Raw genomic sequence first — 10,094 nt, 5'->3', positions numbered from 1 at the left:
AATCCCCAACCGGAAACCAACACCCAAAGGCCGCAACGGTTACCAACAACCGCCGCCTGCGCATCCCTTCTCGACTTCACGATCAACAATGTCCAAGAACCATCCCGATCACGACAAATCATCGTCCGGTGAACCGGCCTGATGCGTCGTTATTTGAAGATCGGAGGAGCGCAAACCGACCGGTTCGCGCTGGCAGGCATCTTTTCTAGCTCTTTCGGTCGACAGGGTCAAGCCCTTTTTTCGGCCGGCGCCACCGAAGCATCGGCGACGCAACTGAACTTTGGAAGCACCCACCCCGATCTTTCGGGACCTCACAACCGTGGCTGCCATCCCTGTCGGGCGCCGCCGTCGGCTGAGGGGCGGGTGTATACGCAGCCGCCGACCGGCCGTCCAGAGGAAAACGCGCCCTGTCGTGTTTTTGCCCCCAGCCGCGCTCCCGGTCCACGGGCGAGACATTTTTCACCCCACGACGCCCGCATTGCTTGCGGGGAGCGGGAGCGGCGGACCATACAGTGGCGGCCCGCCCCTGCCCTGCCCACGATCGAACCGGCCATGCACGACCCCACCCTTCTGCTCGACGTCCTGTTCCTGCTGCTGGCGGCGATCGTCGTCGTGCCGCTGTTCCAGGCGCTGCGCATCCCGGCGGTGCTGGGCTATCTGGTGGCCGGTGCGCTGCTGGGGCCGCACACCCCGGGACCGGTCGTCGACCTGGAGCTGCCGCAGATCCTGTCGGAGTTCGGCGTCGTCTTCCTGCTGTTCGCCATCGGCCTGGAACTGCCGATCGCGCGGCTGCGCGCCATGCGGCATTACATCTTCGGGCTGGGGCTGATGCAGGTCGGGCTGAGCAGCGCCGCCATCGGCCTTGCCGCCTGGGGGCTTGGACTGTCGGCCGAGGCATCGCTGATCGTCGGCGGCATGCTGGCCTTCTCCTCCACCGCCACCGTGCTGAAGCTGCTGGTCGAGCGGGGCGAGACGGTGGCCCGTTTCGGCCGCATCTCCGTCGCCGTGCTGATCTTCCAGGATCTGGCGGTGGTGCCGCTGCTGACCCTGCTGCCGCTGCTGGCCGATCCGGAGGCCAGCATCCCGCTCGCACTGGCGCTGGCCGCGGCGAAGGCGGTGGCGGCGATCCTGGTCATCATGCTGCTCGGCCGTTTCGTCGTCCGGCCGGCCTACCGTTTCATCGCGTCGGCCGGCAACCCCGAACTGTTCACGGCGACCAACCTGTTCGTCGTGCTGGCGGTCGGCTGGCTGACGGCGCAGGCCGGCATGTCGATGGCGCTGGGCGCCTTCCTGGCCGGCATGCTGCTGGCCGACACCGCCTACCGCCACCAGGTGGAGGCCGACATCGAGCCGTTCCGCGGCCTGCTGCTCGGTCTGTTCTTCATGACGGTCGGCATGACGCTGGACCTGCCGGCGATGGCGGACGAGGCGCGGACCATCGCCGCGCTGACCGTCGCGCTGCTGGTCGGCAAGAGCCTGCTGCTGTTCCTGCTGTGCCGGCTGTCGGGGCTCGGGCTGGCGACCTCGCTGCGGATCGGGCTGCTGCTGTCGCAGGGCGGTGAGTTCGCCTTCGTCCTGATCGGCAAGGCGATCGGCCTGTCGGTGCTGGACGCGCGCACCGGCCTGCTGCTGTCGTCGTCGGTGGCGCTCAGCATGGCGGTGACGCCGGCGCTGGGTGCCGTCGCGCAGCGGCTGGCCCAGGCGATCGAGGCGCGGAAGGGCGCCGAAGCCTTCGGCATCGAGACCAGCGACCTGAAAAGCCACGTGCTGATCGCCGGCTATGGCCGCGTCGGCAAGGCGGTTGCCCGGCTGCTGACCGCGCATGACATCGCCTATGTCGCCCTCGATCTCGAACCGCAGCGCATCGCGGCGGCGCGCCAGGATGGGCTGCCGGTCTATTACGGCGACGCCAGCCAGGGCAGCGTGCTGCGCGCCGCCGGCATCGAACGGGCGCGTGCCGCCGTCATCACGCTGAACCGGCCCGACGCCGCCCACCGCGCGGTCGAGGCGATCCACACCGCCGCCCCCTCGCTGCCGATCATCGCCCGCGCCCATGACCTGGGTCAGAGCGCCGCATTGGCCGGAGCCGGCGCCAGCGCCATCGTGCCGGAAACCATGGAGGCCAGCCTGCAACTGGCCGGCCTGGTGCTGCGCAGCGCCGGGGTCGAGGCCGCCGCGGTCGACAGCAGCCTGAAAGCCTACCGCGAAGGCAATTACGGCGCCCTCGCCGAGGCCGATCCGGAGGTCGAGGCGGCGAAGGCCGACTGACCCGTCGCCACCGGGCAGAGGCTAGCGGGCGAACACCCGCGCGCGGTCGATGTGGACGGAGCAGCGGTCGCCGGCGACGATGCCGAGCGTCGCCAGACGTTCGCGGTCCATCTCCGCCTCCAGCGCCAGACCGGCGAGGTCGATCTCGATCCGCGCATCGGGACCGACGACGTGGATGCCGGCGATCCGCCCCGGCCCGCCGGTCGCCGGACTGACGCCGAGGTCGTGCGGCCGGACATAGGCGACCGCCGGCCCCTGGACACCGCCTTCGGTCGGAATCGCCAGGGTGCCGTTGCCGACCCGGGCGATCCCGCCCTCCACCATGCAGTCGAAGCGGTTCACCTGCCCGAGGAATTCGTAGACGAAGGCCGAGGCCGGATGGTCGTAGACGTCGGCCGGCGTGCCGATCTGCTCGATGCGGCCCTGATTCATCACCACCACACGGTCGGCCAGTTCCAACGCCTCCTCCTGGTCGTGGGTGACGAAGACCGAGGTGATGTGGATGTCATCGTGCAGCTTGCGCAGCCAGCGCCGCAGTTCCTTGCGCACCTTGGCGTCAAGCGCGCCGAACGGCTCGTCCAGCAGCAGCACCTTCGGTTCGATGGCGAGCGCACGGGCCAGCGCGACGCGCTGCCGCTGGCCGCCTGACAGCTGCGCCGGATAGCGGCTGCCGAAGGGGGCGAGTTGCACCAGTTCCAGAAGTTCGGTGACGCGCCGCCGCATCTCGGCCGCGCCCGGACGCTGGCCGCGCGGCCGCACCTTCAGCCCGAAGGCGACGTTGTCAAACACCGTCATGTGGCGGAACAGGGCGTAATGCTGGAAGACGAAGCCGACCTGCCGGTCACGCGGCTTCAGCCCCAGCGCCTCCTCCCCGTTCAGGTGCAGGCTGCCGGCATCCGGGCCTTCCAGCCCGGCCATGATCCGCAGCAGCGTGGTCTTGCCCGACCCGGACGGGCCGAGCAGAGCCAGAAGCTCGCCGGACTTCACCTCCAGATCGACCGCGTCGAGCGCGGTGAATTCGCCGAAACGCTTGGTGATGCCTGAAACCTGGATGGCCATAGACCCTCAGTCCCTCTCCCCTTGTCCGGCGGTCAGTGCCGGGTCGCCGCCAATTCGTCCCCGAAGCGCCATTCCAACGCCGATTTCACGACCAGCGTGACGAGAGCCAGCATGGCGAGCAGCGAGGCGACCGCGAAGGCGGCGACGAAATTATACTCGTTGTAAAGGATCTCGACGTGCAGCGGCATGGTGTTGGTCTCGCCCCGGATGTGGCCGGAGACGACGGACACCGCGCCGAACTCGCCCATCGCGCGGGCGTTGCACAGCAGCACGCCGTAGAGCAGGCCCCATTTGATGTTGGGAATCGTCACCCGCCAGAAGGTCTGCCAGCCCGATGCGCCCAGCACCAGCGCCGCCTCCTCCTCGTCGGAGCCCTGTTCCTCCATCAGCGGGATCAGTTCGCGCGCGACGAAGGGGAAGGTGACGAAGATGGTGGCGAGCACCAGGCCCGGCACGGCGAAGATGATCTGGATCCCGTGCGAGCGGAGATAGGGGCCGAACAGCCCGTTCATGCCGAACAGCAGGACATAGATCAGGCCCGACACCACCGGCGACACCGAAAACGGCAGGTCGATCAGGGTGATCAGCAGATTCTTGCCGCGGAAGTCGAACTTGGCGATGCACCAGGAGGCGGCGACGCCGAACAGCAGGTTGGCCGGCACGGCGATGGCGGCGACGGTCAGCGTCAGCTGGATCGCGGCGACCGCGTCCGGCTCGGTCAATGCCGTCCAATAGGCATCGACGCCGCGCCGCAGCGCCTCGGCGAACACCACGACCAGCGGCAACAGCAGGAACAGCGCCAGGAACAGCAGCGCCCCGCCGATCAGCGTCCAGCGGACCCAGGCCGACTCACTGCGCGCCGATGAGGCGGATGTGTTGTCAGCGGGCATGACGCGACCTCATCCACTGTTGCAGGAGGTTGAGGACCAGCAGCATGAGGAAGGACACCAGCAGCATGGCGGTGCCGACCGCCGCGGAGCCCACATAATCATACTGCTCCAGCTTGATGACGATCAGCAGAGGCAGGATCTCGGTCAGGCCGGGCATGTTGCCGGCGATGAAGATGACTGACCCGTATTCGCCGACGCCGCGGGCGAAGGACAGCGCGAACCCCGTCACCAGCGCCGGCAGAAGCGCCGGCATGATCACGCTGAAGAAGGTCTGCAGGCGCGACGCGCCGAGCGAGGCCGCGGCCTCCTCCTCCTCCGGCGGCAGGTCCTGCAGGATCGGCTGCACCGTGCGGACGACGAAAGGCAGGCCGATGAAGGTCAGCGCCACCGCGATGCCGATCGGGGTGAAGGCGACCTTCAGCCCGAACAGGTCGTTCAGCGGCTTGCCGACCCAGCCGTTCGGGGCGTAGAGCGCGCTCAGCGCGATGCCGGCCACCGCGGTCGGCAGGGCGAAGGGCAGGTCGACCAGGGCGTCGACCAGCCGCCGGCCGGGGAAGTCGTAGCGCACCAGCACCCAGGCGACCAGAAAGCCGAAGACGGCGTTGACCAGCGCGGCGACGAAGGACAGGCCGAAGCTGACCTGGAAAGCCGCCAGCACCCGCGGCGAGGTCACCGCGGTCCAGAAGCCGACCCAGCCCAGCCCACCCGCCTTGACCACCAGCGCCGCCAGCGGCAGCAGCACGAGGACGCCGAGGTAGCTGAGGGTGAAGCCCAGCGTCAGGCCGAAGCCCGGCAGGATGCTGGGCTTCTTGAAGAAGGGCTGCCTGAGAGCGGTGGCCGGGGCGTTGATCACCGTCATCATGCCCTCCGTCGCGGCACGGGTGGCGGGAGAGGAGGCGTCGGCCATCCGTCAGCGGCCCTGGAAGATCTGGTCGAAGACGCCACCGTCCGAGAAATGCTTCTCCTGCGCCGCACGCCAGCCCCCGAACTGTTCGATCGTCACGAGCTTAACATCGGCGAAGCGTCCCGCATACTGGGTCGCCAGCTCCGGCAGGCGCGGGCGGTAGTAGTTTTTCGCAGCGATCTCCTGGCCCTCGCGGGTGTAGAGGAATTGGAGATAGGCCTCGGCGACCTTGCGTGTTCCCTTGCGGTCGACGACCTTGTCCACGACGGCGACCGGCGGCTCCGCCAGGATCGACAGGCTGGGCACCACGATCTCGAACTTGTCGGCGCCGAACTCCTGGAGCGACAGGTACGCCTCGTTTTCCCAGGCCAGCAGCACGTCGCCCAGTTCGCGCTGGGTGAAGGTCACGGTGGCGCCGCGGGCGCCGCTGTCCAGCACCGGGACATTCTTGAACAGGCGGGTGATGAAGTCCTTGGCCTTCGCCTCGTCGCCGCCGTTGGCCTGGAGCGCGTAGGCCCAGGCGGCCAGATAGTTCCAGCGGGCGCCGCCGGAGGTCTTCGGGTTCGGCGTGATGACCTGGACAGCCGGCTTGACCAGATCGCCCCAGTCCTTGATGGCCTTCGGGTTGCCCTTGCGCACCAGGAACACGATGGTCGAGGTGTAGGGCGAGCTGTTGTAGGGCAGCCGGCTCTGCCAGTTCTTCGGCAGCAGGCCGGCGTCGGCGATGGCGTCGATGTCGTATCCCAGCGCCAGCGTCACCACGTCGGCGTCCAGCCCGTCGATCACCGAACGCGCCTGCTTGCCCGACCCGCCGTGCGATTGCCGGACGTTCAGGGTGTTGCCGGTTTCGCTCTGCCAATGCTTGGCGAAGGTCTTGTTGAAATCGACGTAGAGTTCCCGCGTCGGGTCGTACGAGACGTTGAGCAGCGCGTCACGCGAGTCGGCGGCGGCGACACCCAGCCAGGCCAGCGTCAGCCCGGCGGCAAGGATGGAAAGGCGGCGAAGCGACATGGCAGGGGTTCCTTCGTCGGTTCCGGATTAACACCAATTTTCCAGTTATAAGTCGGGAATTTTTTCTATTTCATTTGTAGAGATTGCCGATTGCCGCCGCGCTTGGGAAGTGTTTTTTACGCCCGTCGGCGGCGAATGCATCGCCGGTCGGTCAACCCGTTGGCGTTAAAGCGAAATGATCACGCTCGCTCCCGAAAGCCCGCTTCCCGGCCGGCCCCCGTCGAATGGGCGACTGCGGCCGGGTGCTGCAACGCTTTGGGCAGCCGCCTGTTGAAGCTGGTGTCGATGTACATGCAGGAGCAGACGCACCATGGCCGGTCCCTTCCGGAAAGTAGGCAGTGAACTCCCGAAAGCCGGCACCTCGCGCGGGCTCGGCCGCAGCGTCATGTGGTGGATTCTCGGGCTGTTCGCGCTGCTGGTGCTGCTCGTCATGTTCTTCCCGACCTGGTGACGGCGCGGGGATCGGACCGCCGTCGGGGCGGAGCAGGCGATGCTGGTCTATGGCGACCTTGAGCGCTGCGAGGATCCGCGGCGGCGAATCGCGCTGATCACCGACGGCCTCGGTGGTGTCGACACCGCGCAACAGCCGCTGGAGCGCCACGGCGCCCTGGTGACGTTGTTCATCGCGGCGGCCGAACTGGCCCAGGGCCTCGCCGACCGGGAGTTCGAGTCATCCGGCGAGGACGACCGCACCGCGGTGCAAGACGCGGCGATGGCGGTGGTGATGACGTTCGCCCGCCGGGTGGCGACGTCCTGGGCCTCGCTCGCCTCCGCTGGGACCGCCGCCATCGATCCGGTGGAGCCGGTGAGGGAGGCGCTGGAGCGGCTGTCCGCCCTGCCCCTGCCCGCCACGGTCCGCATGCGCCGGGCCGAGGGGTACGCCTTCTACAGCCTCTATCCCGAAGCCTACCTGGAATCGGCGCGGCGGCTGCCGTCCCGCATTGCGGAGCGGGCGGTGGTCATCGGCCTGCGCAGCATCGGCACCGGGCTCGCGGCGATGGCGGCGGTCGCCCTGGACGCCGGCCCGCCCGTCACCCTCCGCCCGACCGGCCATCCGTTCCGCCGCGAATTGCGGGTGTCGCCGCGGCTGCGCGCCGAACTGCTGGCCGACCGGACCGCCGCCTACGTGATCGTCGATGAGGGGCCGGGTTTGTCCGGCAGTTCCTTCGGCGCCGTTGCCGATTGGCTGGAGGCGCAGGGGGTGCCGGCCGACCGCATCGCCTTCCTGCCCGGCCACGGTGGCGACCTCGGCCCGCAGGCGTCCGAGCGGCACCGGCGGCGCTGGGCCGCGGCGCGGCGGCCGGTGGTGCCGTTCGACGCCCTGGCCCTTGGCCCCGACGGCCCGGTGCCGCCGCTTGAACGCTGGTTCGAGGATCGGCTCGGCCCACCGCTCACCCCGCTGCGCGACCTGTCGGGCGGGGGATGGCGGGCGATGCGGAGTGACGAACCGGCGGCGTGGCCGCCCACCCACCCGCAGCAGGAGCGTCGCAAGTTCCTGCTGCGCACCGCCAGCGGATCGTGGCTGCTGAAATTCGTCGGACTCGGCCAGGCCGGCACCGACGCGCTGGTCCGCGCCCGCGCTCTGTTCGAAGCGGGCTTCACCGCGGAACCGATGGCGCTGCGCCACGGCATCCTGGCGGAGCGCTGGCTGGAAGGCGCCCGTCCCCTGACGGAGACGACAACGGACGCGATCGACCGGCTGGCCGGCTATCTCGCCTTCCGCGCCCGAAGCTTCCCGGCACCGCCCGCCTCCGGCGCCGGTCTGTCCGACCTGCTGGCGATGGCCCGCACCAACATCGCCGAAGCCCTGGGAGAGGCGGCAACCATGCCGCTGGAACGCTGGACCCCCGAGCGCCTCGACCGTCTCGCCGCCGGGGTCCGCCGCGTCGTCACCGACAACCGGCTCCACCGCTGGGAGTGGCTGCGACTGCCGGACGGCCGTCTGCTGAAGACCGACGCGCTCGACCACGCAGCGGCGCACGACCTGATCGGCTGCCAGGACATCGCCTGGGACGTCGCCGGCGCCATCGTGGAGTGGGAGCTGTCGGCGCAGCAGGCCGCCGCGCTGTGCGAGGCGGTCGGCCGGGCCACGCCGCTCGACCGCCGGCTGGTGGCGTTCTGCCTGCCTTGCTACCTCGCCTTCCAGATCGGCTATTGGAGCTTCGCCGCCGCCTTCGACGCCGGCGCGGCGGCATGGCGCGACCGCTGCGTCGCGCGGTGGCGGCGCTGGGCGGCCGAAGCCGGAGACACGCCCGGACCCGTTATCGATTAAGGCGCGCGGGACAGGGCATCATGGATCTGGGCAACGACCGCGGCGCCCTCGCCGACCGCCGCCGCCACGCGCTTGGTCGAACCGGCCCGGACGTCGCCGACGGCGAACACGCCGGCCCGGCTGGTTTCCAGCGGATGGCGCGTCGCGGCACCATCGGTCGGCCCCGCCGCCGCGGCACCGGTCAGCACGAAACCCTTCCCGTCCAGCGCGACGCAGTCCCGCAGCCATCGGGTGTTGGGCTGGGCGCCGATGAACAGGAACAGGTGGCCGACCGCCAGACGGCCGGTCGCCCCGGTCTGCCGCTGGCGCAGCGTGACCCCGCTCAGCCCCTCCCGGTCGCCGTCGAGGTCGGCGATCTCGGTGTGGGTGTGCATCTCGACGTTCGGCAACGCCGCGATGCGGTCGATCAGGTAGCGCGACATCGACGCCTCCAGCCCGGCGCCGCGCACGACCAGATGCAGCCGCTTCACATAGGGGGCGAGGAAGACGACCGCCTGCCCGGCGGAATTCCCGCCGCCGACCAGCACGACCTCCTGCCCGGCGCAGAGCTTCGCCTCGATGGGGGAGGCCCAATAGGACACGCCCGCCCCTTCGAACGCCGCCAGCGCCGGGATGTCGGGCCGCCGGTAGAGCGCGCCGGACGCGATCACCACCGTGCGCGCCCGAAGGACGCCGCCGTCGCCATGGTGCAGGAGGAACGGCGGGCCGTCGTCGCAGCCGATGTCCGCGACCTCGACCGGGATCGCCAGCTCGGCGCCGAACTTCTGCGCCTGGTTGAAGGCACGACCGGCAAGCGCCTGCCCCGAGATGCCGGTGGGAAAGCCCAGATAGTTCTCGATCCGGGCGGAGGCCCCCGCCTGCCCGCCGATCGCCCGGCTGTCGAGGACGAGGACCGACAGCCCCTCCGACGCCGCGTAGACCGCGGTCGCCAGCCCGGCCGGCCCGGCGCCGACCACCGCGACGTCATACAGCGTGTCGGGACTCAAGACGGGTGTCATGCCGAGCGCGATGCCGGCCTCGGCGTTGCTGGGGCAGCGCAGCGTGGTGCCGTCGGGGCAGATCAACAGCGGCAGGTCGCCCTCCGCCACCGCCGACCGCTCGACCAGATCCCGGGCCTCGGCGTCGCGCTCCGGATCGAGGACGAAGCAGGGATAGCCGTTGCGCGCCAGGAAACCCTGCAGGCGGACGAGGTCGGGCGCGCTGGACCGGCCGACCAGCACCGACCCCGACTCCGCCTCCTCCAGCAGGCTGACCCGGCGCAGGATCAGCGCGCGCATCACCGTCTCGCCGATGTCGGCCGACCCGATCAGCAGGGCGCGCAGATGGGCGGCGTCGCAGGGGAAGGCGACGCAGCCATCGGGTCCGGCGGTCGCCGCCGCCAGCGACGCCCGCCCGCCGATCTGGTTGAGTTCGCCGGTGAACTGACCGGGGCCGACGGCTGCGATCGTGCCCTCGCGCCCCAGCCCGTTGCGACGCACCGTCTCGATCGACCCGTCCTGGACGAACCAGGCCGGCGGGTTGCGGTCGCCGACCTGGTACACCGCCTCGCCCGGGGCGAAGCGCCGGGGCTCCGCGCTGGCGAAGCGCCGGGCCACCGCCATCTGCGCGGGCGCGAGCGTCGGGAACATCTGCTGTCGGCGCGTCTCGATCACGCTCATGGCATCCTCGCAGGCTGGTTCACAGGCTGGGC

General features: G+C 70.0%; 8 protein-coding genes. 3 read left to right on the top strand and 5 right to left on the bottom strand.

Translation table 11 applies throughout. The features are described from left to right. Positions 1 to 552 precede the first annotated feature (552 nt). Positions 553 to 2,268 carry a monovalent cation:proton antiporter-2 (CPA2) family protein gene (locus TSO352_RS30530; RefSeq protein WP_109111051.1) on the top strand — a complete coding sequence of 572 codons (1,716 nt, stop codon included), beginning with the start codon at positions 553 to 555 and terminating at the stop codon, positions 2,266 to 2,268. 21 nt (positions 2,269 to 2,289) lie between these two features. Here TSO352_RS30530 and TSO352_RS30525 read toward each other — a convergent pair whose 3' ends face one another. Genes TSO352_RS30525 through TSO352_RS30510 form a run of 4 tightly spaced genes read right to left on the bottom strand, consistent with a single transcriptional unit; the run spans position 2,290 to position 6,132 of the window. Beyond that, positions 2,290 to 3,327 carry a sulfate ABC transporter ATP-binding protein gene (locus TSO352_RS30525; protein WP_109111050.1) on the bottom strand — a complete coding sequence of 346 codons (1,038 nt, stop codon included), beginning with the start codon at positions 3,325 to 3,327 and terminating at the stop codon, positions 2,290 to 2,292. A 32-nt stretch (positions 3,328 to 3,359) separates the two neighbouring features. Further along, on the bottom strand, positions 3,360 to 4,217 hold the full coding sequence (gene cysW, locus TSO352_RS30520; protein ID WP_109111049.1) for a sulfate ABC transporter permease subunit CysW: 858 nt from the start codon (positions 4,215 to 4,217) through the stop codon (positions 3,360 to 3,362). Beyond that, positions 4,207 to 5,076, bottom strand: a complete 870-nt coding sequence (gene cysT / locus TSO352_RS30515; protein ID WP_199231814.1) for a sulfate ABC transporter permease subunit CysT — start codon at positions 5,074 to 5,076, stop codon at positions 4,207 to 4,209. The genes cysW and cysT overlap by 11 nt, the downstream gene beginning before the upstream one ends. A gap of 51 nt (positions 5,077 to 5,127) precedes the next feature. Further along, a complete protein-coding gene (locus TSO352_RS30510; protein WP_109111048.1) occupies positions 5,128 to 6,132 on the bottom strand; it encodes a sulfate ABC transporter substrate-binding protein in 1,005 nt (334 codons plus the stop codon). 310 nt (positions 6,133 to 6,442) lie between these two features. On the opposite strand from TSO352_RS30510, the gene TSO352_RS33345 reads away from it, so the two are divergent. Both TSO352_RS33345 and TSO352_RS30505 read left to right on the top strand, forming a co-directional pair. Further along, positions 6,443 to 6,583 (top strand): hypothetical protein, encoded by a 141-nt coding sequence (locus tag TSO352_RS33345; RefSeq protein WP_158284643.1) that lies wholly within the window; start codon positions 6,443 to 6,445, stop codon positions 6,581 to 6,583. A gap of 39 nt (positions 6,584 to 6,622) precedes the next feature. Further along, positions 6,623 to 8,404: a hypothetical protein gene (locus TSO352_RS30505; RefSeq protein ID WP_109111047.1), complete on the top strand. Its 1,782-nt coding sequence runs from the start codon at positions 6,623 to 6,625 to the stop codon at positions 8,402 to 8,404. Here TSO352_RS30505 and TSO352_RS30500 read toward each other — a convergent pair. Then, positions 8,401 to 10,062, bottom strand: coding sequence for an FAD-dependent oxidoreductase (locus tag TSO352_RS30500; RefSeq protein WP_109111046.1), 1,662 nt, complete (start codon positions 10,060 to 10,062; stop codon positions 8,401 to 8,403). The genes TSO352_RS30505 and TSO352_RS30500 overlap by 4 nt on opposite strands. Between the last annotated feature and the right edge of the window lie 32 nt (positions 10,063 to 10,094).

It is taken from the genome of Azospirillum sp. TSO35-2, from assembly GCF_003116095.1.
Lineage (GTDB): Bacteria > Pseudomonadota > Alphaproteobacteria > Azospirillales > Azospirillaceae > Azospirillum.
The sequence above is the reverse complement of the archived record's forward strand: the minus strand, read 5'-3'. Positions and strand labels throughout refer to the sequence as shown.

Excerpts from the sequence above, each read along its gene's own strand:
- TSO352_RS30530 (WP_109111051.1), top strand. The coding sequence starts at position 553 with ATGCACGACCCCACCCTTCTGCTCGACGTCCTGTTCCTGCTGCTGGCG.
- TSO352_RS30525 (WP_109111050.1), bottom strand. The coding sequence starts at position 3,327 with ATGGCCATCCAGGTTTCAGGCATCACCAAGCGTTTCGGCGAATTCACC.
- cysW (WP_109111049.1), bottom strand. The coding sequence starts at position 4,217 with ATGCCCGCTGACAACACATCCGCCTCATCGGCGCGCAGTGAGTCGGCC.
- cysT (WP_199231814.1), bottom strand. The coding sequence starts at position 5,076 with ATGACGGTGATCAACGCCCCGGCCACCGCTCTCAGGCAGCCCTTCTTC.
- TSO352_RS30510 (WP_109111048.1), bottom strand. The coding sequence starts at position 6,132 with ATGTCGCTTCGCCGCCTTTCCATCCTTGCCGCCGGGCTGACGCTGGCC.
- TSO352_RS33345 (WP_158284643.1), top strand. The coding sequence starts at position 6,443 with ATGGCCGGTCCCTTCCGGAAAGTAGGCAGTGAACTCCCGAAAGCCGGC.
- TSO352_RS30505 (WP_109111047.1), top strand. The coding sequence starts at position 6,623 with ATGCTGGTCTATGGCGACCTTGAGCGCTGCGAGGATCCGCGGCGGCGA.
- TSO352_RS30500 (WP_109111046.1), bottom strand. The coding sequence starts at position 10,062 with ATGAGCGTGATCGAGACGCGCCGACAGCAGATGTTCCCGACGCTCGCG.